This window comes from Rhizobium sp. FY34, assembly GCF_005222845.1.
In the GTDB taxonomy this organism is placed as follows: domain Bacteria; phylum Pseudomonadota; class Alphaproteobacteria; order Rhizobiales; family Rhizobiaceae; genus Neorhizobium.
In genome coordinates, this window is sequence record NZ_STFZ01000006.1 from 181,067 (window position 1) to 201,480 (window position 20,414).

General features: G+C 59.7%; 22 protein-coding genes. 12 read left to right on the plus strand and 10 right to left on the minus strand.

All coding sequences use genetic code 11. The annotated features are described in order from the left end of the window. Positions 1-34: 34 nt before the first annotated feature. Positions 35-694: a heme exporter protein CcmB gene (ccmB, locus tag E8M77_RS04140; protein ID WP_137129351.1), complete on the minus strand. Its 660-nt coding sequence runs from the start codon at positions 692-694 to the stop codon at positions 35-37. A 247-nt stretch (positions 695-941) separates the two neighbouring features. Next, positions 942-1,589 carry a heme ABC exporter ATP-binding protein CcmA gene (ccmA, locus tag E8M77_RS04150; RefSeq protein ID WP_137129352.1) on the minus strand — a complete coding sequence of 216 codons (648 nt, stop codon included), beginning with the start codon at positions 1,587-1,589 and terminating at the stop codon, positions 942-944. 265 nt (positions 1,590-1,854) lie between these two features. Here ccmA and acnA point away from each other — a divergent pair, with 265 nt between their 5' ends. The 3 genes from acnA to E8M77_RS04165 all read left to right on the plus strand — a co-directional run bounded on the left by acnA (position 1,855) and on the right by E8M77_RS04165 (position 6,156). Next, the gene (gene acnA, locus E8M77_RS04155) at positions 1,855-4,548 is read left to right on the plus strand and encodes an aconitate hydratase AcnA (protein ID WP_137129353.1); all 2,694 of its coding nucleotides are present in this window, start codon (positions 1,855-1,857) and stop codon (positions 4,546-4,548) included. 193 nt (positions 4,549-4,741) lie between these two features. After that, positions 4,742-5,497, plus strand: coding sequence for a thioredoxin family protein (locus tag E8M77_RS04160; RefSeq protein ID WP_246659127.1), 756 nt, complete (start codon positions 4,742-4,744; stop codon positions 5,495-5,497). A gap of 272 nt (positions 5,498-5,769) precedes the next feature. Further along, positions 5,770-6,156, plus strand: coding sequence for a DUF2794 domain-containing protein (locus E8M77_RS04165; RefSeq protein WP_137129355.1), 387 nt, complete (start codon positions 5,770-5,772; stop codon positions 6,154-6,156). An 11-nt stretch (positions 6,157-6,167) separates the two neighbouring features. Here E8M77_RS04165 and E8M77_RS04170 read toward each other — a convergent pair whose 3' ends face one another. The 4 genes from E8M77_RS04170 to E8M77_RS04185 all read right to left on the minus strand — a co-directional run bounded on the left by E8M77_RS04170 (position 6,168) and on the right by E8M77_RS04185 (position 11,059). Further along, the gene (locus tag E8M77_RS04170) at positions 6,168-6,722 is read right to left on the minus strand and encodes a GNAT family N-acetyltransferase (RefSeq protein ID WP_137129356.1); all 555 of its coding nucleotides are present in this window, start codon (positions 6,720-6,722) and stop codon (positions 6,168-6,170) included. Positions 6,723-6,850: 128 nt separating this feature from the next. Then, positions 6,851-7,597 carry a Bax inhibitor-1/YccA family protein gene (locus E8M77_RS04175; RefSeq protein WP_137129357.1) on the minus strand — a complete coding sequence of 249 codons (747 nt, stop codon included), beginning with the start codon at positions 7,595-7,597 and terminating at the stop codon, positions 6,851-6,853. Between the two features lie 205 nt (positions 7,598-7,802). Next, positions 7,803-10,349 (minus strand): ABC transporter permease, encoded by a 2,547-nt coding sequence (locus tag E8M77_RS04180; RefSeq protein ID WP_137129358.1) that lies wholly within the window; start codon positions 10,347-10,349, stop codon positions 7,803-7,805. Beyond that, positions 10,346-11,059, minus strand: coding sequence for an ABC transporter ATP-binding protein (locus E8M77_RS04185; RefSeq protein WP_137129359.1), 714 nt, complete (start codon positions 11,057-11,059; stop codon positions 10,346-10,348). The genes E8M77_RS04180 and E8M77_RS04185 overlap by 4 nt, the downstream gene beginning before the upstream one ends. Before the next feature lie 107 nt (positions 11,060-11,166). Between E8M77_RS04185 and E8M77_RS04190 the strand changes: the two genes are divergently transcribed. The 7 genes from E8M77_RS04190 to tenA all read left to right on the plus strand — a co-directional run bounded on the left by E8M77_RS04190 (position 11,167) and on the right by tenA (position 16,186). Further along, positions 11,167-11,811: an arylesterase gene (locus E8M77_RS04190; protein ID WP_137129360.1), complete on the plus strand. Its 645-nt coding sequence runs from the start codon at positions 11,167-11,169 to the stop codon at positions 11,809-11,811. An 88-nt stretch (positions 11,812-11,899) separates the two neighbouring features. Further along, positions 11,900-12,487: an RNA 2',3'-cyclic phosphodiesterase gene (thpR, locus tag E8M77_RS04195; RefSeq protein WP_137129361.1), complete on the plus strand. Its 588-nt coding sequence runs from the start codon at positions 11,900-11,902 to the stop codon at positions 12,485-12,487. 29 nt (positions 12,488-12,516) lie between these two features. Beyond that, a complete protein-coding gene (locus E8M77_RS04200) occupies positions 12,517-12,819 on the plus strand; it encodes a 4a-hydroxytetrahydrobiopterin dehydratase (protein ID WP_137129362.1) in 303 nt (100 codons plus the stop codon). An 80-nt stretch (positions 12,820-12,899) separates the two neighbouring features. Further along, the gene (locus E8M77_RS04205; protein ID WP_137129363.1) at positions 12,900-13,292 is read left to right on the plus strand and encodes a YkvA family protein; all 393 of its coding nucleotides are present in this window, start codon (positions 12,900-12,902) and stop codon (positions 13,290-13,292) included. 255 nt (positions 13,293-13,547) lie between these two features. Next, the gene (locus tag E8M77_RS04210; protein ID WP_137129364.1) at positions 13,548-14,057 is read left to right on the plus strand and encodes an invasion associated locus B family protein; all 510 of its coding nucleotides are present in this window, start codon (positions 13,548-13,550) and stop codon (positions 14,055-14,057) included. Between the two features lie 213 nt (positions 14,058-14,270). Further along, positions 14,271-15,518: a 23S rRNA (adenine(2503)-C(2))-methyltransferase RlmN gene (rlmN, locus tag E8M77_RS04215; protein ID WP_137129365.1), complete on the plus strand. Its 1,248-nt coding sequence runs from the start codon at positions 14,271-14,273 to the stop codon at positions 15,516-15,518. A gap of 5 nt (positions 15,519-15,523) precedes the next feature. Continuing rightward, positions 15,524-16,186 (plus strand): thiaminase II, encoded by a 663-nt coding sequence (gene tenA / locus E8M77_RS04220; protein WP_137129366.1) that lies wholly within the window; start codon positions 15,524-15,526, stop codon positions 16,184-16,186. A gap of 2 nt (positions 16,187-16,188) precedes the next feature. On the opposite strand, the gene E8M77_RS04225 is transcribed toward tenA, so the two are convergent. The 3 genes from E8M77_RS04225 to E8M77_RS04235 all read right to left on the minus strand — a co-directional run bounded on the left by E8M77_RS04225 (position 16,189) and on the right by E8M77_RS04235 (position 18,625). Then, entirely contained in the window at positions 16,189-16,830 is a 642-nt protein-coding gene (locus tag E8M77_RS04225; protein ID WP_137129367.1) for a LysE family translocator, read from the minus strand. Positions 16,831-16,914: 84 nt separating this feature from the next. After that, positions 16,915-17,712: a hypothetical protein gene (locus E8M77_RS04230; RefSeq protein WP_137129368.1), complete on the minus strand. Its 798-nt coding sequence runs from the start codon at positions 17,710-17,712 to the stop codon at positions 16,915-16,917. A 58-nt stretch (positions 17,713-17,770) separates the two neighbouring features. Beyond that, on the minus strand, positions 17,771-18,625 hold the full coding sequence (locus E8M77_RS04235) for an SDR family NAD(P)-dependent oxidoreductase (RefSeq protein ID WP_137129369.1): 855 nt from the start codon (positions 18,623-18,625) through the stop codon (positions 17,771-17,773). Positions 18,626-18,636: 11 nt separating this feature from the next. Here E8M77_RS04235 and E8M77_RS04240 point away from each other — a divergent pair, with 11 nt between their 5' ends. Further along, positions 18,637-18,972 (plus strand): type II toxin-antitoxin system ParD family antitoxin, encoded by a 336-nt coding sequence (locus E8M77_RS04240; protein WP_246659117.1) that lies wholly within the window; start codon positions 18,637-18,639, stop codon positions 18,970-18,972. Here E8M77_RS04240 and E8M77_RS04245 read toward each other — a convergent pair. Continuing rightward, positions 18,935-19,156: a hypothetical protein gene (locus E8M77_RS04245; RefSeq protein ID WP_137129370.1), complete on the minus strand. Its 222-nt coding sequence runs from the start codon at positions 19,154-19,156 to the stop codon at positions 18,935-18,937. The genes E8M77_RS04240 and E8M77_RS04245 overlap by 38 nt on opposite strands. On the opposite strand from E8M77_RS04245, the gene E8M77_RS04250 reads away from it, so the two are divergent. Next, positions 19,155-20,378: an argininosuccinate synthase gene (locus E8M77_RS04250; RefSeq protein WP_137129371.1), complete on the plus strand. Its 1,224-nt coding sequence runs from the start codon at positions 19,155-19,157 to the stop codon at positions 20,376-20,378. The two genes, E8M77_RS04245 and E8M77_RS04250, sit on opposite strands and share 2 nt — an antisense overlap. Positions 20,379-20,414: the final 36 nt, after the last annotated feature.

Here is a 20,414-nt window from a genome sequence, read left to right on the forward strand (position 1 = left end):
TAAAGCAGAGCCGGCGGCCCGAACTTGATTCTAGTCAATCCCCTGCATTGCGCAACGCCAAGGCTGCACCCACTGGCCCCAGCACGGCAAAAAACATCGTGATGGCGGCAAGGATCAGAAATGGCGGCAGGAAGGGTGCTGGATCTTCCACGGCTGCGTAACTTGCGCTGACGCCGAAGATCAACACGGGAATGCAGAGCGGCAGAACGAGGATCGACACCAGCAGGCCGCCGCGCGGCAATGTCACGGCAACGGCTGCCCCGACCGAACCGATCAGTGTCAGTGCCGGCGAGCCTACCAGCAGCGTCAGCATGACAGCGCCGATGGCCACTTCGCTCATGTTCATGAAGAGACCGAGCAGCGGCGAGGCAATCACCAGCGGCAGAACATTGGCCAGCCAGTGGGCGATGCATTTGACCAGCACCGTCACGACCAGCGGATGTTCCTGCATGAGCAGAAGATCAAGCGAGCCGTCCTCACGTTCTGTCTGGAACATCCGGTCGAGGCCAAGCAGCGCAGACAAAAGTGCCCCGATCCAGACGATGGCAGGTCCGATGCGGGCCAGAAGATTGAGGTCCGGGCCAACGCCGAAGGGCATGACGGCCACCACCGTCATGAAGAACAGCACGCCGATCAGCGCGCCACCGCCAGCACGCACGGAGAGTTTCAGGTCGCGCAGCAAAAGGGCGGTCATATGGGCATGCCTTTGTTGGACTGACCCCCCTCTGGTCTGCCGACCATCTCCCCCTCAAGGGGGGAGATCACGGAAGTTGGCGCCTTGCTCAGAGACTGGTCTGCGCCAAAGGCTGGTTGGTACACACTGATTCTTGTTGTCGCGATGGGCTGAAGTGCCAGGCGGCTCCGGTTCTCCAGCCCATCTCCCCCCTTGAGGGGGAGATGCCCGGCAGGGCAGAGGGGGGTGGACATCGTCAGAACCATCGTCATATCCCGACCCCCATATCCCTATAGTCAAAACCCGTCATCTCCAGGCGATACGTGGCGTCGAAATCCAGCGGCTGATGCGTGGCGGCCAGAACGATGCCGCCATTGGCCATATGATTTCGGATGAGACGGGCAAACAGCGCTTCGGCAGAGGTGTCGAGCGCGGCCGTCGGTTCGTCGAGGATCCAGACCGGGCGATGCGCCACGAGAAGCTTGGCAAAGGCCATGCGCCGCTGCTGGCCGGCAGACAGATAGCCGAAGGGCAGGTGGAGGATGGAGCCAAGCTCGACGGCCTCTGCCGCTTCCTCAATCGGTGCGCCGGTGCCGCCGGACATGTCTCCCAGAAAATCGCGCCAGAAGCCAAGATTTTCCGCAACCGTGAGTTCCGGCTTCATTGCATTGCGATGTCCGAGGTAATGGCAAACTTCGGCTGCCCGAACAGCTGTTTCGGCCTCGCTGCCGACCCATTCCACGCGGCCTCCGGCTGGGCGGATAAGGCCCGCCACCACCCGCAAAAGCGTGGATTTTCCAGATCCGTTGCGACCGGTCAGCAGCAAAGCCTCGCTTTTCCTTAAGTTGAAGGAAATATTCGAGAAAATGAGGTCCTCGCCGCGATGCGCCGAGAGCGTGTCGGCAATCAGCCGCATGAGGTTTGCCTTCGTTTCCGGTTTGGTGACGGCGTTGAAAAAAATCTGGTCATCGGGCCTCTCACCGTCTGGAACACTTCTTAGAAATTATCTATAAGCTTCGCAACCACGCCAGCGGCCGGCGTGATTTTCACTTTGCGCCGGACCTGAGGATTTCATCTTCTCGTGCGGACAGCGGAAATGGTCGTACCCGCATCCTGATGTGCATGAAGTGCATAGGCGTCCGCACGCGCGTGTTGGCTCTATAATCAGCGGGGTTTTTTCCGTGACCAAATCTCTCGACAGCTTTAACTGCCGATCGGTGCTTACCGTCGATGGCAAGGACTATGTCTATTTCAGCCTGCCGAAGGCAGAAGCCAATGGCTTGGCCGGCGTGTCGAACCTTCCGTTCTCGATGAAGGTTCTTCTGGAAAACCTGCTGCGCTTCGAAGATGGCCAGTCGGTCACCAAGGAGCACATCCTGGCGGTTGCCGAATGGCTGAGCAACAAGGGCAAGGTCGAAAACGAAATCGCCTATCGCCCGGCCCGCGTTCTGATGCAGGACTTCACCGGCGTTCCGGCCGTCGTCGATCTGGCCGCCATGCGCGATGCCATGGTGGCGCTCGGTGGTGATCCGGAAAAGATCAACCCGCTCGTTCCTGTCGATCTCGTCATCGACCACTCGGTCATCGTTGACGAATTCGGCACGCCGACAGCGTTTGCCAAGAATGTCGAGCTGGAATATCAGCGCAATGGCGAGCGTTACCGCTTCCTGAAATGGGGCCAGCAGGCCTTCAAGAACTTCCGCGTCGTGCCGCCCGGCACTGGCATCTGTCACCAGGTCAATCTGGAATATCTCGGCCAGACGGTCTGGACCAAGGAAGAAGACGGGGAAACCATCGCTTATCCGGATACTTGCGTCGGCACCGACAGCCACACGACCATGATCAATGGTCTGGGCGTTCTGGGCTGGGGCGTGGGCGGCATCGAAGCTGAAGCTGCCATGCTCGGCCAGCCGGTTTCCATGCTCCTGCCGGAAGTCATCGGCTTCAAGCTGACAGGCAAGGTGAAGGAAGGCGTTACCGCGACCGACCTCGTGCTCACCGTCGTGCAGATGCTGCGCAAGAAGGGCGTCGTGTCCAAGTTCGTCGAATTCTTCGGCCCCGGCCTGGATTCGATGTCGCTTGCCGACCGCGCCACCATCGGCAATATGGGCCCGGAATACGGCGCCACCTGCGGCTTCTTCCCCGTTGATGGCGAAACCATCAACTACCTCACCATGTCGGGCCGCACTACGGACCGGATTGCACTGGTCGAAGCCTATTCCAAGGCGCAGGGCATGTGGCGTGATGGCGATGGCGCAAACCTCGTCTTCACCGATACGCTGGAACTCGATCTCGGCGACGTCGTGCCGTCGATGGCCGGCCCCAAGCGTCCGGAAGGCCGCCTGGCGCTCGAAACCATTGCCCCGAACTTCGCAACGGCTCTGGAAAACGACTACAAGAAGCCGGGCCAGCTGGCCAATCGCTATGCGGTTGACGGCACGGACTACGATCTTGGCCATGGCGATGTGGCGATTGCCGCCATCACGTCTTGCACCAACACGTCGAACCCCAGCGTTCTGATTGCCGCTGGCCTTCTGGCCCGCAACGCCGTTGCCAAGGGCCTGAAGTCGGCTCCCTGGGTCAAGACCTCGCTTGCACCGGGATCGCAGGTGGTTGGCGAATATCTGGAAAAGTCCGGCCTGCAGACCTCGCTGGATGCGCTCGGCTTCAACCTCGTCGGTTTTGGCTGCACCACCTGCATCGGCAATTCCGGCCCGCTGCCGGCGCCGATTTCCAAGACCATCAATGACAAGGGCCTGATCACGGCTGGTGTCCTGTCCGGCAACCGCAACTTCGAAGGCCGTATCTCGCCGGACGTTCAGGCGAACTATCTTGCTTCCCCGCCGCTCGTCGTTGCTTACGCGCTGGCCGGCACGGTGCAGAAAGACCTGACGACCGAGCCGCTCGGCGAAGACCAAGATGGCAATCCGGTATTCCTCAAGGATATCTGGCCGACCTCGCACGAGATCCAGGAATTCATCCTGAAATACGTCACGCGCGAACTCTACGAAAGCAAGTATGCCGACGTGTTCAAGGGCGACGTCAACTGGCAGGCCGTGCAGGTGCCGGATGGCCAGACCTATGCCTGGGACGACAAGTCGACCTATGTGCAGAACCCGCCTTACTTTGTCGGCATGGGCAAGACCGGTTCGGGCATCTCCAATATCGAAGGTGCGCGCGTTCTCGGCCTGTTCGGCGACAAGATCACCACCGACCACATCTCTCCGGCCGGCTCCATCAAGGCAGCATCGCCTGCTGGCGCCTACCTGATGGAAAACGGCGTGGGTGTTGCTGACTTCAACCAGTACGGCACGCGCCGCGGCAACCATGAAGTGATGATGCGCGGCACGTTTGCCAATATCCGCATCCGCAACTTCATGCTCGGCGCCAATGGCAAGGAGGGCGGCTACACGGTCCACTATCCGTCCAAGGAAGAAATGTCGATCTACGATGCTGCCATGAAGTACAAGGCCGAAGGCACGCCGCTGGTCATCTTCGCCGGCGTCGAATACGGCAACGGTTCCTCGCGTGACTGGGCTGCAAAGGGCACGAATCTCTTGGGTGTGCGCGCCGTCATCGCCCAGTCGTTCGAGCGTATCCACCGCTCCAACCTTGTCGGCATGGGTATCGTTCCCTTCGTCTTCGAGGAAGGCATGAACTGGCAGAGCCTCGACTTGAAGGGTGATGAAACCGTTACGATCGAAGGTCTCGACGGTGAGATCAAGCCGCGCGAGTGGAAGATCGCCAAGATCACCTATGCCGATGGTACGGTGAAGGACGTGAAGATCCTCTGCCGCATCGATACGCTCGATGAGGTGATCTACATGAACAATGGCGGTATCCTGCAGACGGTTCTGCGCGATCTGGCAGCCTGATCTTTAGCAATTGTCAAAAAATGCCGCCGGACATCTTGTCCGGCGGCATTTTCATGAGCAAGATTCGCACTTCTCCCTGTCTCACCCCCTTGTGACTTCCGATTGATGGAGGTCGCGGGTTAGGTTTGCCAAAATGCTGATCCATGCCACTGTGCAACGAAGACACGCGATGACCTTCAACACCCCAATGCCAATGCTGCCGCTCGCAAAACGGGTTGGTATTCTGCTTGCCGGATTGCTCACCTGCGGTACGGCCCTTGCCGGCGATGTGCTGGCGCCGAAGGGCGTCGTCGAACTGTTTACTTCGCAGGGTTGCGCATCCTGTCCGCCGGCGGATGCGGCCCTGAAGAAGCTTGTGATGCAGGGCGATGTCGTGGCGCTGTCCTATCACGTGGATTATTGGAACTATCTCGGCTGGGCCGATACGCTGAGTTCCAAGGAAAACACCGAGCGCCAGTATGGCTATGCCCATTCGCTGGGTCGCAGCGGCGTCTATACACCCCAGGCCATCATCAATGGTCGCGAGCATGTGAAGGGTGCAGATCTTGCCGCCATCAATGGACGCATGGACCAGTTGAAGACCGGCGGTATGGGTCTTTCCGTACCGATCGCGGCTGAAGTCAAGGGCGACGAAATGGAGATTTCCCTGCCTCCCGGCCAGGGACAGGCCGATATTGTCGTTGCCTACTTCACCAAGAGGGAAATGGTGGATGTAGTGCGCGGTGAAAATAGCGGCCGCCAGATGGAATACTGGCACAGCGTCTATGATGTGCAGACAGTTGGAATGTGGGATGGCAAGGCGCTGAAGATCACGCTGCCGGTGCGCACAATGGGGCAATCCAAGAAGGATGGGTGCGCCATCCTGTTGCAGACATCCCGCCCCGGCGGTGCGCCATCGGCTATTATCGGAGCGGCCATTGTCATGGCAGGGCCGAAACGTGAACCGTAATATCCTGACATTCTTCTGGAATTACTGAGATACAGGCCCGGCCTCTGGCGCTGAGGGGCTTGGGGGTAAGGTCAGCACCGGAGACCGGGACCCGGTTTGGCGCAGGGCGCCAACGGGAAGGCTGCAATGTGACTGCCGAATCCGGCACTCTTTTGGCCAAAATCGGGCGGAAAGTGGTTTCTGTGAGCCTGTCTTGGTTTTGTGGCATGGCTTGCAATTTGCCCCCGCTGAGGCACACTGTCATGGATGTGTTGCATTGCCTTGGAGCATTGATGACCGATCAGCCGGATATATCGGGACGCGACCGTTCAGACGGTGCTGTCGTGGTCGAACTCAACCAGTACCGTCAGGATCGGGACCCGGTGCCCGTGACCTTTCACAGGCGCGAACTCGATGCCATTCTGCGCATCTATGGGCGCATGGTGGGCGAGGGGGAGTGGAAGGACTATGCCATCGACCATTTGCGGGAGAAGGCAGTGTTTTCCATCTTCAAGCGTTCGGGTGAAATGCCGCTGTTTCGTATCGAGAAAAACCCGAAACTTGCCGGCAAACAGGGCGCCTATAGCGTCGTCAACACCCATGGCATGATCCTCAAGCGGGGCCAGGAATTGCCGCAGGTGCTGAAGGTCTTCGACAAGGTTCTGAAGCTGATCGAATAGGCGTCCCGCAATTACGGACCCAGCGTGCCGGGATATTGCGCTTCATCGGGAAATGTCGTCGTGCCGTCGCCCAGGCTTTTCTGCATGAAGATCGTATCCAGCCACTGGCCGTGCTTGAAGCCGGTGCCCTTCATCCTTCCCACCACTTCGAAGCCAAGCGCAGCATGCACCTTGACGGATGCCGGGCTTGCTCCGCCGACAACGGCTGCCATCTGCCTGAAGCCAAGCGCCGTGCAGCGGGAAATCAGGTCGCCCAGCAAAGCCTTGCCAATGCCGCGTCCCTGCGCCTGCGGTGCCAGATAGATGGAATCCTCCACCAGCCAGCGATAGGCCGGCCGCGTGCGGAAGGCGGATGCATAGGCATAGCCGAGCACGGCGCCATCGGCATCTTCCGCCAGGATATAGGGATAGTTCTTGGTGCGAATGGCATTGAAGCGCGCCAGCATCTCCTGCGCATCAGGCGGCGTCAGTTCATAGCTTGCCGTGCCGTGCAGCACGCTCTGTGCATAAATGTCGGTAATGGCGGGAATGTCGGAGGCTGAAGCGTCGCGCAGGCGAAAAGTCATGGGAGTGCGAAAATTCCATTCGATGATGACACGACATTAAAAGTGCCTCGCGTGTCGCGCAAGCAGAGCCCATAGAAAAAGGGCGACCCACCTGGAGCCGCCCTTTGAAGATCCGTCATGCCGATGGATTAGTTGTTCCGGTTGCCCAGGAACTGCAGCATGAACATGAACAGGTTGATGAAGTCGAGATAGAGCGTCAGTGCGCCCATGATCGCCTTGTGGCCCATCACGGCTGTGTCATCGCCATCGTAATACATTTCCTTGATCTTCTGCGTGTCATAGGCGGTGAGACCTGCAAAGATCAGCACGCCGATCACGGAGATCGCAAAGGCCATGGCAGAGGATGCCAGGAAGATGTTGACGACAGAGGCGATGATCAGGCCGAACAGACCCATGATCAGGAACGAGCCCATGGCCGTCATGTCACGCTTGGTCGTGTAGCCGTAGAGCGACAGCGCGCCGAACGAGGCTGCGGTGACGAAGAAGGTCTGCACGATGCTCTGGCCGGTAAACACCAGGAAGATCGAGGACAGCGACAGGCCCATCAGCGCGGCGTAGATCCAGAACGTCGTCTGGGCGGCGGCCACGCTCATCTTGTTGATGCGAAAGCTGAGGAAGAAGACGAGGCCGAGCGGCGCCAGCATGACCACCCAGCGCAGCGGGCTGGCATAGAGTGCCGTACCGAAAGCGGTCAACTGGCCGCCTTCGACTGCAAGCTGCCACGTCGTGAACGAGGCAAGACCCGTGATGACGAGACCGAGCGCCATCAGGTTGTAGACCTTCAGCATATATGTACGCAGACCTTGGTCGATCATCGCGCCCGCTTGTGCACCGGTCTGTGCCGCACGGTTCTGGAAATTGTAACGTTCAGACATTGTTGTCCTCTCAAAGCTCCGATGTTTCGACGGGTGGGTTTCACGTCCGCGATACCCGGCGCCGCTGCGGAGCCTCAGCAAGCTTGCATTCAATATGCGGCCCGGCACTTTCCGCTTCAAGTGGGCTTGGTCCGAATCGAACGCGAATCGGGCTCTATTTGCCAAGGTGACTGAAATTTAATCTGCGCCGGGCCGAAACAGGGCTTCAGAGCTCGCGTAAAACCGGTGCGGCCTTCTGTCCGAGAATACGCCAGGTGCCGGCAAGTCCGATGCCGACCGTCAGCACCAGCGCGCCGACAACCGTCATCACAGCCACATCCGGCAGGAAGCTTGCCGGCAGTTTCATGATGCGGCTGACGACGAACCAGGCAGAAATCCCTCCGGCAAACAGCGCGAAGACGGCCGTGGCAAAGCCCAGGATCATGTATTCGTAGCTAAAGGCGCGCATCAGCATGCTGCGCGTGCCACCCAGGGTCTTCAGGATGACGGCATCATGGGTGCGTGCCCGGTTGCCGGAGGCAAGGGCTCCGGCCAGCACGAGGACGGAGGCAATCAGCGCCACGGCGGCGGAGGCACGAATGGCGGTTGCCAGCTGCCCGACCAGTTGTTCGGCAATATCCAGTGCATCCTTCACCCGCACGCTGGTGATGGTCGGATAGGCATTGGTGACGGCGCGCAGGATTTCGCCCTCCTTGGCAGCTGTTGCCGAGGCATCCGTCAGCGTGGCAAGCCAGGCATGCGGCGCGCCACGGAATGTGTTGGGCGAAAACACCATGACGAAATTGATCGACAGGGATTCCCACTGGATCTCGCGGAAATTGGCAATGCGAGCCGTGATGTTGCGGCCCAGCACGTTGATCGTCACGGTATCGCCGATCTTCAGGCCCAGTTCTCCGGCCTCTTCGGCGGAGAAGGAGACCAGCGGTTCGCCGGTATAGTTCTGCGGCCACCATTCGCCTTGCGTGATTCGGGCGTTTTCCGGCAGGTTTTCCTCATAGGTAATGCCGCGGTCACCGCGCAGAACCCAGCGCCCGCCGGGCGGCACGTTCATCTGCGCCACATCTTGGCCATTGAAGGACAGGATACGTCCGCGCAGCATGGGAACCTCGGTGATCGTGCCCTGCGGTGCTTGCTGCTTCAGAACATTGACGAAGCCTTCGCGTTCGCTGCCCTGGATATCGACAAAGAAGAAATTCGGGGCTTGCTGCATCATGCTGCCGGTCAATTGTCGGCGCAGGTTGCCGTCGATCAGCGCGAGCGTCACGAGGAGGGCGAGACCCAGGCCAAGTGACAGTACTACGGAAGGTGTCAGCGCGCCGGGCCGGTGGATATTGCCGATGGCGAGGCGAAGGGCCGGGGAATTGACACGCGGGCTGCGGCGGGCAAGGGCTGCAATGCCGGCAGCGACTAGGCGCAGCAGCACGAAAGCGGCAGCTACGGCACCGAGGAAGACCACGGCGATATAGCGCTCCTCGGCGGCATAGATTGCCAGTCCGGCCAGCGCGCCGAGCGAAATGCCGGCCGCCAGAAGATAGGGCCAGGAGGGAAGGCGGGTCTGGTCGAAACTCTGTTCGCGAAACAGCGCCGTTGCCGGCACTTCGCGGGCATGGCCCAGCGGCAGGATGGCAAAGGCAAAGGTGGTGAGGAGGCCAAAGAGTGCCGCAAGCCCCAGCGCGGATGGGTAGAAGGTCGCTTCCGCCGGAACCGGCAGAAGATCGCGCAGGAAGCCAAGTGCCACGAAGGGGGCAGCCGCGCCAATCGCAAGGCCGATGACGATGCCGACCGCGCCGAGCAGCAGGATCTGGAAGAGATAGATCAGCGTGACCACCGAGGCCGGCGCCCCAAGGCATTTGAACGTGGCAATCGTCGTGCGCTTGGCGTCGAGAAAGGCGCGCACCGCATTGGCCACTCCGACACCGCCGACAATGAGCGCGGTCAGTCCAACCAGTGTCAGGAATTGCGAGAAGCGATCGACGTTTTCGGTCAGCGAAGGGGCGGCGCGGTCTGCGGTGCGGATCGACCAGCCGGCAGACGGGAATTCCCGGTTTGCCCGCTCGGTCAAAACAGCGCGCGGTTGCGGTTCGGAAAGCTTGATCTTGTAGGCATGTTCGACAAGGCTGCCGGTCTGGATGAGGCCGGACGCGATCAGGCCGTCGCGGCTGAGCAGAAGGCGCGGCGCAAAGCCGAAGCCTTCAGACAGGGCATCCGGTTCCTTCACCAGAATGCCGCTGATGCGGATGCGGGCATTGCCCAGCAGGATTTCGTCGCCGGTCTTGATGCCCAGCCGTTCCAGCAGAAGGGGTGCTGCCAGCGCGCCATAGACGCCGTTTGTCTGCCCGATCAGCTCCGACAGCGGCAGGTTGGGATCGGCTTCCAGCGAGCCATAGAGCGGATAGGCGCCGTCCACGGCTTTGGCTTCCACCAGGGCCTGCTGCGATCCGTCGGGCAGCCGTGCCATGGAACGCAAGCCGGTGGAGACGGCAACCGGCCCAAGCCCGTCGAGGAAGGCGCGCTCCTGCGGCGTTGCCTCGCGGTTGTTGAGTTCAAAGCGGATATCGCCGGCCAGCAGCGTCTGGCCTTGCGTGGCAATCGCTCCTGTGATCGCCCGCGATACGGAGATGACGGCGGCAATGGCCCCGGTACCGAGCGCAATACAGGCGAGAAAAATGTAGAAGCCGGCGAGACCGCCGCGCAGCTCGCGCAAAGCAAGCTTCATGGCAATGGAAAAGCGGGGCAGGGCTGGCGCTTTCATGCGAAGGCCGCGGTCGCGCTGGAGGATGTTACTGCGCTGTCGGCTGCGATTTCTCCGGAGCGCACGCGGATCTGTCTTGTGCAGCGCGCCGCCAGCGCATTGTCATGCGTGACGAGCAGCAGCGTTGTGCCGCGCTCGGCCTGTTTGGCAAACAGAAGATCGGCAATCTGCCGTCCGGTTTCAGTGTCCAGGTTGCCGGTCGGCTCATCGGCAATCAGCACGGCCGGCGAGGGGGCAAGGGCGCGGGCAATCGCCACGCGCTGCTGTTCGCCACCGGAAAGCTGGCCCGGATAATGGCTCAGCCGCTCGCCAAGGCCAACTGCAGTCAATTCCTTGCGGGCAATGTCGAAGGCGTTTTTCACATTGGCCAGTTCCAGCGGCACGGCCACATTCTCCAGCGCCGTCATATTGGCGATGAGGTGGAAGGACTGGAAGACGATGCCGATATTGCGGCCACGAAAATCCGCCAGCGCATCTTCGCCCAGATCATGCAGGGCCTTGTCGAGAATATGGATTTCACCGCTGTCCAGCCGCTCCAGACCGGCCAGCACCATCAGCAAGGTCGACTTGCCGGAACCCGAGGGGCCAACAATACCGACAGCCTCGCCCTGAGCGATCGCCAGATCAATTCCCTTCAGCACATGGACGGAGGCTGCGGCGCTGCCCAGCGTCAAATCCGCCTTCTTCAGCTGAATGATGGTTTTGGTCACGTCAAAGCGTCCTATATTCATGGAAAGGCCGATATTTTGCGGAAATGCATGTCTCGACATACGTATGCCGCAGCGCGACAGACCAGTCCAATCTAGGGAAGAGTTCCATGAAATTCAAAGCAGCCCTGCTTCACGTGATTGTCATTGCCGGGCTCGCCCTCGGTTCCGCCGCCGCGGCCACGGCAAAAACGCTCCAGCTAGTCGGCTTTGGCGATAGCCTGATGGCCGGCTATCTGTTGCCGTCATCCGAATCCTATACGGCACAGCTTGAAAAGGCGCTGAAGGACAAAGGCTATGATATTGTGGTGACCAATGCCGGGGTTTCAGGCGATACGACGGCGGCCGGCCTGTCGCGCGTCGATTGGTCGGTGCCAGACGGCACGCATGGGGTTATCCTCGAGCTTGGCGCCAATGATGCACTGCGTGGCGTCTCGCCGGAGCAGACGGAAAAGAACCTCGAAGCTATCATTGTGCGGCTCAAGGAGCGCAATATTCCGGTGCTTCTGGCCGGCATGATCGCACCTCCCAATATGGGCGGCGATTACGGTGAACGGTACAACAGCATCTACAGCCGTCTGGCTGAAAAGCACGGGCTGGCGCTCTACCCCTTCTTTCTGGACGGCGTTGTGACGCAACCCGGTCTGCAGCTGGAAGATGGCATGCACCCCAATGCCAAGGGCGTCGGTGTCATGGTGGAGCTGTCCTTGCCGGTCGTGGAACGTTTCGTCAAATCGATCACGCCGGCCAATTGATTGTTGCAGGGCAAAAATCATAGCTTGCGCGGAACGCCGTTGCGTGTTCCGCTGTCAGATATACGCAAGAGATTCGAGGAGGTTCGCTATGCCGAGACTTTTCACCGCCCTCGAAGTCCCGCGCAATGCCGCCATGAGTCTGTCCCTGTTGCGGGGTGGTCTGCCTGGTGCACGCTGGATCGATGTCGAAAGCTATCACATCACATTGCGCTTCATTGGCGATGTGGATGGGCGCACTGCCGATGAGATCGTCAACCGTCTCGACCGCGTTGATCGCGAGGAATTCCAGATCAGCCTGAGTGGAACCGGTTCGTTCGGATCGAAAAAACCGCACTCCGTCTGGGCCGGCGTTTCTCCTTCGCCGGAACTGAGTGCCCTGCAAGGCGAGATTGAGCGGATCTGCCAGCGCGTCGGTCTTCCCCCCGATCCGCGAAAGTTCATGCCGCATGTGACGCTTGCGCGGCTGCGCGCCTCCCGCGTCGATGATGTGGTGCATTACTTGGCCGGACGCGGCAATTTCCACACGCTTCCCTTCACTGTTGGCCGGTTCGTGCTGATGTCATCGAAGGAATCGGTTGGTGGTGGGCCCTATCTCACCGAAGAAGTGTTTCCGCTGCAGGAAAGCCATGTGCGCTATGCCGGTGCCGATCACCATCTCGAAGAAAGCCTTTACTGACAGTCTTGAGCAGAGTGTGAGAAAACATCATGCGCGATGAAAAGCTGGTGCTGGAGGCGATCCATGCGGCTCTCTCCACCCTGAATGACTGGACGTTGGCGCAGGATGGTCTCTCGATCACCAGAAGCCTGCGATTTGCAAGCTTCCGCGAGGCCTTCGGCTTCATGACGGAAGTGGCGCTTTCGGCTGAAAAGCTCGATCATCATCCGGAATGGAGCAATGTCTATGCGCGGGTGGAGATCACGCTGACGACGCATGATTCGGGTGGCGTGACGGAGCGTGACATCAAGCTTGCCCGTGCGATCGACAGGTCCGCCCGGCGCCATGAGTGATATGGCATGATTGAAGTGGTGCCCGCAAAGCGCCATATAAATCCGGCAGCGTCTGAGGACGAATAGATCGGAGGGCAACCATGGATGACGTGAAGATCGGAGAAATTCTTCTTCCCGGCGACGAGGATACCCAGACCCGTCAGGAACGCAGGGTGCAGGCGAAATTCTGGCCGACGCTGAAGCGCGCCGTCAGGGTCGTGCCGTTCAGCCGCGATGTTGCAGCAGCCTATTACTGTGCGATGGATCCGAACACGCCGCGCCGGGTGCGCGGCATACTGCTTGCAGCGCTTGCCTATTTCGTCCTGCCGCTGGATTTCCTGCCCGACATGTTCGTCATGGTTGGCTTTACCGATGATATCGCCGTGCTGGCCGCAGCACTCAGAATGATCCAGTCGCATATCAATGACAGCCACTATGAGGCTGCCGATCGGGTGCTGGCGGACGACCCGGATCTTGAGCCGGCAGCCGGTTAACGCCCAGCGGCCCAACTCTTGCCCAAATCCTCGTTTCATTGGAGCCTCGGAGGCAAGATCCGGGAATAGTGGGCTATGTGCCGCTTCAACCCATCCTGTCACTGTTTTTCACAGGTCCGGCGATGCTTCAGCCCATCGGATGGTTGTCGTTGACGGTTTGGTAACCGAAATTAAGTCAAAGTCTAACGGATTAGCGACCAAGCCCGGCCCCTCGCCGCCCGGTCGGCCGTTGAATGAGAAAACTGGCAGGACACAATGTTTGTAAGACAGATCGCCATCGCGTCGACCCTTTTGCTCGCCAGCACCGTGTTGGCTTCGGCCCAGTCTCCGGCGCCGACCCGTCTTGAGCAGTTCAAGAACTGGGGCGCTTATTCCTACAAGTCCGGCAACAGCACTGTCTGCTATGTGTTGTCCGTTCCGACCACCAAAGAGCCCGCAAGCGTCGATCACGGCGATGTGTTCTTCATCGTGTCGCAGCGCCCCGGCCAGAACATTTCCTACGAGCCGCAGTCGATGATGGGTTATACCCTGAAGGCTGACTCGAAGGTCAATGTCACCATCGACAAGCGCAGCTTCGTCATGTTCGTCAAGGACAAGGCAGCCTGGGTGGAAAATGCCGCCGAAGAGCCAGCCCTTGTGGCGGCGATGAAGACCGGCTCCAGCATGACCGTGAAGGCGACGTCGCTGCGCGGCACGGCCACCAATTATTCCTATTCGCTGGCTGGTCTTTCCCAGGCGCTGAAGCGCATCGAGACCTGCAAGTAAAATCGTCGTTTCAAGCGACGCCAAGATAGAGGCTGGCCGCAGGGCCGGCCTTTTTGCGTCTGAGGGTGACGTGCCGCCGATTTGGTGATAAAGGGCGCCACAACAGGCGGTCGATGTCTTGTACATCATGAACCGCAGACGCATTTCACACGACGAGATCATGGACTGCCCCGGCGCTTAGGCGCCGTGATGCGCAGCCGTTCGAATGGGATCATGAGCATGTCTGTTTCCGAAGCCATGGTATTGGCGGACACGGTGAAAAAACCTCTGGTGGCGCAGCCGGACCTGATATCGGGCAAGCCGACGCTGATTGGCCTGACGCGCGAGGAAATGGCTGCGGCGCTGCGCGAAAAGGGCGTGACGGATAAGCAGGTGCGCATGCGCGTCAGCCAGCTCTGGCATTGGCTTTATATTCGCGGCGTGTCCGATTTCGATGCCATGACCAATGTGGCCAAGGACATGCGCGAGATGCTGAAGACGCATTTCACCATTGCGCGCCCGGAAGTCGTCGAAGAGCAGGTTTCCAATGACGGCACGCGCAAATGGCTGTTGCGGTTTCCGCCGCGCGGTGCCGGGCGGCCTGTCGAGGTCGAGACGGTCTATATTCCCGAAGACGGGCGCGGAACGCTGTGCATTTCCAGCCAGGTCGGCTGTTCGCTCACCTGTTCCTTCTGCCACACGGGTACGCAGCGCCTGGTGCGCAACCTGACCGCTGAGGAAATCCTGTCGCAGTTGCTTCTGGCGCGCGACCGGCTGGGCGATTTTCCGGGCACGGATACACCGCCCGGCGCCTTTGTGCCGACCGGTGATCGCAAGGTCACCAATGTCGTGATGATGGGCATGGGCGAGCCGCTTTATAATTTCGAAAGCGTCAAGAATGCCCTGCTGATTGCAACGGATGGTGACGGGCTGTCTCTGTCGAAGCGGCGCGTCACGCTTTCTACCTCCGGCGTCGTGCCGGAGATCTTCCGCACCGGCGACGAGATCGGCGTCATGCTGGCCATTTCCCTGCATGCGGTGCGCGACGAGCTGCGCGACATGCTGGTGCCGATCAACAAGAAATATCCGCTGAAGGAATTGATCGAGGCCTGCCGCAATTATCCCGGCGTGTCGAATGCCCGTCGCATCACATTCGAATATGTGATGCTGAAGGACGTCAATGACAGCCTGGAAGATGCCAAGGAACTGATCAAGCTCTTGAAAGGCGTGCCGGCCAAGATCAACCTCATTCCCTTCAACCCGTGGCCGGGCACCAATTACCAGTGTTCGGACTGGGCAACGATCGAGAAGTTTGCCGATTTCATCAACCAGGCGGGCTATGCCTCGCCGATCCGCACCCCACGCGGTCGCGATATTCTGGCTGCCTGCGGCCAGCTGAAATCGGATTCCGAGCGCATGCGCAAGACCGAGCGCCTTGCCTTCGAGGCGATGATGATCGCCGGCCATGGCGAGGACGACTGATCGACATGGCCGCATCCTTCGAGATCCTGAAGCAGCAGAACGCGGCGGACTGGCAGGCCTATATCGAGCACCGTTTTGTCCGGGACCTGGCCACCGGCACGCTGCCGGAAGCGGCGTTCCAGCACTATCTCAAGCAGGATTACCTGTTCCTCATCCAGTTCGCGCGGGCTTGGGGTCTGGCCGTTTACAAAAGCCGCGACCTTTCGGAAATCCGCCAGGGTCTTGAAAGCCTGAAGGCGATTGTCGATGTCGAGCTTGGCCTTCACATCGGCTATTGTGCTCAATGGGGGATTTCGGAGGCGGATCTGGCCCAGCTTGCGGAATCGAAGGCGACGCTTGCCTATACGCGCTATGTGCTCGACGTCGGCATGAGCGGTGATCTTCTCGACCTGCATGTGGCGCTTGCGCCCTGCATCATCGGCTATGGTGAAATCGCCAGCTGGATTCGGCAACAGCCATTCACTCTGCGTCAGGGTAATCCCTATGCGGATTGGATCGACATGTATGCCGGCGATGAATATCAGGCGTTGGTAAGCTCGGAACTGGACTGGTTGAACGCCAGACTGGCTGGGTTGGATGCCGGGCGGATGCAGCGTCTTTCGGTTGTCTTGCGTGATGCAACGCGGCTCGAGGCCGATTTCTGGCAAATGGGTCTTGATCTGAGCTGAGTTCAGCGCGCCTGTGTCATGAAGATTTTCACGGCAAAGATAGAAAACACGCCGGCAAATGTATAATCGATGCCGCGCAGGATCTTCGGATTGGCCTGTAGCCATTTGGCCAGCCGATCGGCCGCCAGGATGACGATGACGTTGACCGGGCTGCCAACGAAGATGAAGAAGAATCCGAGGAAAATCAGCTTCTGGGTGACGTTTGGATCTTCCGCCGTGACAAATTGCGGCAGGAAAGTCATGAAGAAGATGATGACCTTAGGGTTGAGTAGGTTCACCCAGAGCCCCATCGAGACATTGCTCCAGGCCGATACCTGCGGCCCGTCCACCGCTTCCACCCGCAGATTGGAGCCGTAGCGCACGGCCTGGACGGCAAGCCACAGAAGATAGGCCGCACCTCCGGTTTTCAGCAGGAAAAATGCGGTCGGCGAGGCGGTGATCAGCGCCGATACGCCAAAGGCGACCAGCAGGGTGTGGGTCATGATGCCGGTTGTGGTGCCGATGACAACGTAAAGCGCACGCTTGCTGCCTTGCGACAGGGCCCGGCTGATCGACAGAGTCATGTCTGGCCCAGGCGTTATGGCCAGGAGCAGGCACATGCCGGTAAAGGTGACAAGAGTGGGCAGGCTCGGCAGGAAATCCATGGAAGGCCTCGGGGCGCGCGCAATGATGCAATCCCCGAAGCTCTATATGGTCTTTGGCTGCGCTGCCAGTCTTGGTGTGAGCGCTTAGCGTTCGACGTTCGGATCGACGAGATTGACCTTCTCGCCGGGTTCGATGCCGAAGAGCTTTCGGAAATCGTCCGGGCCCAGAAGGGCTGCCGCCTGGTCGATCAGGTGCTGATTGCGGGCATTCAGATAGTCAGGCTCCGGCGGCAGGAAGCCCGGCGTCCTCTGCATGGAGAAAGCCTGGACCTGCCCACGCAGGTTCATGAGCTTGCTGAGAACCTCTGGCTTGTCACCCAGTGCCTCTCTGGCCTGTTGTTCGAAATCGTCCGGCAGATCAGCCATTGCTTCTGCTCCTCTCGCGACGGACATCAGTTGTTTGACGCCGGTGCATGCGGCGATCTTCTGCTGCCACGCGGCGTGTTGCAAGCCATAGGTGCCATAAATGAACGAGGATAGAGCGTAACCACGTGCTGCCTTGACAGTCAGCGGTGCAATGCCCGGTCCGCCGGTGGCATAGAGCACCTGGTTTGCCAGTTGGTGGCAGACCCCATCGACGCCATAGGTGAAGATCGTGCCCTGCGCCGGAGGGTTGCCATTGGATGGCTGGTTTGCTTCCACCAGGCAGGATGCGAGACTGCCATTGCCCGCTTGGCTACCGATGAAACCATCCGGATGGGTTGGTGCGCCGCCCTTCGGATGAAACGATCCCCAGCAAAACCAGTTCGATTGGCCAGCCTGTATCACCGCCGCAATATCCGGATAGGGATTGATGCGGTTGTCATAGCTTGTCACCCATGTGTGATCGACGGGTGACCCGCTGATATAGGCAGGGACCACCCAGGCATAGAATTTTGACATCTCAGCTCCTCCTGATTGTAATGTCGGTTATACAACCATCGGGGGATAAGTCAATATTCTACGTCTTAAGGTAACTCGTAAATGCGGCTGCATAGTCCTTGTGCCAGCGTGACAGCGGCGGGCGGTTTTCGATAATATCGCCTGCTGCCCAGGCGATACGCTTTTCATCCAGTGCCCGGTCCACGTCATTGTCGGGGCAGAGAATGTAGAAATCGCCGCGCACGATGCTTTCCAGCATGAAATCCACTGTCTGCTCCGCGGTCCAGGCCGCCGCCGGCTTTTCGCTGCGCCCGTTTGCCGTCAGTCCCGTATAGACGAAACCGGGGATGAGCAGATGGGCAGAAACCATGCAGCCTTCCGTATTGCGCAACTCATGTTCTAGCGCCTCGGTGAAGGCCTTTACGCCGGCCTTGGAGACATTATAGGCCGGGTCTCCCGGCGGCGTGGTAATGCCCTGCTTGGAACCGGTATTGATGATCAGTGCTGCATCCCTGTGCGCCACCATGCCGGGGCCGAAAATCCGGCTGCCATTGACGACGCCCATCAGATTGACGGCCAGCGCGTTTTCCCAATTGGCCTGCGGGCCAAACAGCGCGCTGCCGGGCTGGATGCCGGCATTGTTCATCAGCACATGAACACGGCCGAAGCGCTGGATGACGGCGCGCTCCAGCGCTTCCAGCTCGTCCGGCCTGGAGACATCGGTGCCGATGGCCACCACATCCGTCTCGCCGTTTTCGGAAAGAGCGGCAACTGAGATGGCCGCCTCTGCCAGTCTGTCGCCCTCCAGATCGGCGAGCACCACGCAGAGACCCATGCGGGCAAAGGCCTTGGCCGCAGCAAGACCAATCCCGGATGCTGCGCCGGTGACGACGGCGACATGGCCCTTTGCGAGGGCTGGGTGCTGGATTGTCATGGGGCGGCTCCGTGCTTGTCCTGGTTCTCACTCTTGCCGGATATGGTATCCTTGCGACCTATCGTCAACATGACGGGCTTGCGGCCAAAGGATCGGGCATGGGCAGGATGGCAACGATTACTGTTGAAGACGCGCTTGCGGAATTCATCGATCACAAGGTCAGTGCCGGAGACTATGCCTCGGAATCCGAGGTTATCCAGGCCGCACTCGAATTGCTGCGCGACCAGGATGATGGCTTGCTGGCCATCCGGGCGGCCATCGACGAGGGGGAAGCATCGGGCGAGCCCGAGCCTTTTGACTTCGACGCCTTCATTCAAGACATGCGCCGTCGCTATCCTGCCGGCTGAAGCCCGCCAGAGGATTGTTCACTTCCGCATCCTCCACCAGCGCATGAACATCGGTCGGCATCTCTGATGGCTTCGCGCCGTCGCTGCCCTTGCGCCACGCGGTAAACTCGCTAAAAGTGCCGCCATTCATCAAGATATCCGGCGGGTTTCGCGATCCGCCCCTCCAGACGGAACTCATCGACATGGCACTCCCCAAAGACGTGAAGAAAGTCGTTCTCGCCTATTCCGGCGGTCTCGACACCTCGATCATCCTGAAATGGCTCCAGACCGAACTTGGCGCCGAAGTCGTCACCTTCACCGCCGATCTCGGCCAGGGCGAAGAGCTTGAGCCGGCGCGCAAGAAGGCCGAGATGATGGGGATCAAGGAGATCTTCATCGAGGATGTTCGCGAAGAATTCGTGCGCGATTTCGTCTTCCCGATGTTCCGCGCCAATGCCGTTTATGAAGGCGTCTATCTGCTGGGCACCTCGATTGCCCGCCCGCTGATTTCCAAGCATCTGATCGAGATTGCCAAGCGGACCGGCGCCGATGCCATCGCCCATGGTGCGACCGGCAAGGGCAATGACCAGGTTCGCTTCGAGCTTTCCGCCTATGCGCTGAACCCGGATATCAAGATCATCGCGCCCTGGCGCGACTGGGCCTTCAAGAGCCGCACCGATCTCCTGAAGTTTGCCGAAGAGCACCAGATCCCGGTTGCCAAGGACAAACAAGGCGAAGCACCCTTCTCGGTCGATGCAAACCTTTTGCATTCCTCGTCTGAAGGCAAGGTTCTGGAAGATCCCTCGGTTGAAGCCCCCGAATATGTGCATATGCGCACCATTTCGCCGGAAGCTGCGCCCGACAAGGCAACCGTGATCACGGTGGGCTTTGAAAAGGGCGATGCGGTTTCGATCAACGGTGTTCGCATGAGCCCGGCCACGCTTCTCGCCGAGCTGAACAATTATGGCCGTGACAACGGTATCGGCCGTCTGGATCTCGTGGAAAACCGCTTTGTCGGCATGAAGTCGCGCGGCGTCTATGAAACCCCCGGCGGCACGATCCTGCTTTCTGCGCATCGCGCCATCGAGAGCATCACGCTCGACCGAGGTGCTGCCCATCTCAAGGATGAGCTGATGCCGCGTTATGCGGAGCTTATCTATTACGGCTTCTGGTTCTCGCCGGAGCGTGAAATGCTGCAGGCCATGATCGACAAGAGCCAGGAGCATGTGGAAGGCGAAGTGACGCTGAAGCTCTACAAGGGCAATGTCATGGTCATCGGTCGCTCGTCGCCGAAATCGCTCTATTCCGACCAGCTCGTCACCTTCGAGGATGACCAGGGTGCCTATGACCAGAAGGATGCCGCCGGCTTCATCAAGCTGAATGCCCTTCGCCTGCGCACGCTCGCAAAGCGCAATCTCGGCCGGTAATCGATCGCAGAGTGATCAAGAGGCCCGCGTCCCGAA

Bases quoted from the DNA above. Each gene is read 5' to 3' on its own strand.
- ccmB (WP_137129351.1), bottom strand. From the start codon at position 694: ATGACCGCCCTTTTGCTGCGCGACCTGAAACTCTCCGTGCGTGCTGGC.
- ccmA (WP_137129352.1), bottom strand. From the start codon at position 1,589: ATGCGGCTGATTGCCGACACGCTCTCGGCGCATCGCGGCGAGGACCTC.
- E8M77_RS04160 (WP_246659127.1), top strand. From the start codon at position 4,742: ATGCTGCCGCTCGCAAAACGGGTTGGTATTCTGCTTGCCGGATTGCTC.
- E8M77_RS04165 (WP_137129355.1), top strand. From the start codon at position 5,770: ATGACCGATCAGCCGGATATATCGGGACGCGACCGTTCAGACGGTGCT.
- E8M77_RS04170 (WP_137129356.1), bottom strand. From the start codon at position 6,722: ATGACTTTTCGCCTGCGCGACGCTTCAGCCTCCGACATTCCCGCCATT.
- E8M77_RS04175 (WP_137129357.1), bottom strand. From the start codon at position 7,597: ATGTCTGAACGTTACAATTTCCAGAACCGTGCGGCACAGACCGGTGCA.
- E8M77_RS04180 (WP_137129358.1), bottom strand. From the start codon at position 10,349: ATGAAAGCGCCAGCCCTGCCCCGCTTTTCCATTGCCATGAAGCTTGCT.
- E8M77_RS04190 (WP_137129360.1), top strand. From the start codon at position 11,167: ATGAAATTCAAAGCAGCCCTGCTTCACGTGATTGTCATTGCCGGGCTC.
- thpR (WP_137129361.1), top strand. From the start codon at position 11,900: ATGCCGAGACTTTTCACCGCCCTCGAAGTCCCGCGCAATGCCGCCATG.
- E8M77_RS04200 (WP_137129362.1), top strand. From the start codon at position 12,517: ATGCGCGATGAAAAGCTGGTGCTGGAGGCGATCCATGCGGCTCTCTCC.
- E8M77_RS04205 (WP_137129363.1), top strand. From the start codon at position 12,900: ATGGATGACGTGAAGATCGGAGAAATTCTTCTTCCCGGCGACGAGGAT.
- E8M77_RS04210 (WP_137129364.1), top strand. From the start codon at position 13,548: ATGTTTGTAAGACAGATCGCCATCGCGTCGACCCTTTTGCTCGCCAGC.
- rlmN (WP_137129365.1), top strand. From the start codon at position 14,271: ATGAGCATGTCTGTTTCCGAAGCCATGGTATTGGCGGACACGGTGAAA.
- tenA (WP_137129366.1), top strand. From the start codon at position 15,524: ATGGCCGCATCCTTCGAGATCCTGAAGCAGCAGAACGCGGCGGACTGG.
- E8M77_RS04225 (WP_137129367.1), bottom strand. From the start codon at position 16,830: ATGGATTTCCTGCCGAGCCTGCCCACTCTTGTCACCTTTACCGGCATG.
- E8M77_RS04230 (WP_137129368.1), bottom strand. From the start codon at position 17,712: ATGTCAAAATTCTATGCCTGGGTGGTCCCTGCCTATATCAGCGGGTCA.
- E8M77_RS04235 (WP_137129369.1), bottom strand. From the start codon at position 18,625: ATGACAATCCAGCACCCAGCCCTCGCAAAGGGCCATGTCGCCGTCGTC.
- E8M77_RS04250 (WP_137129371.1), top strand. From the start codon at position 19,155: ATGGCACTCCCCAAAGACGTGAAGAAAGTCGTTCTCGCCTATTCCGGC.
- E8M77_RS04245 (WP_137129370.1), bottom strand. From the start codon at position 19,156: ATGTCGATGAGTTCCGTCTGGAGGGGCGGATCGCGAAACCCGCCGGAT.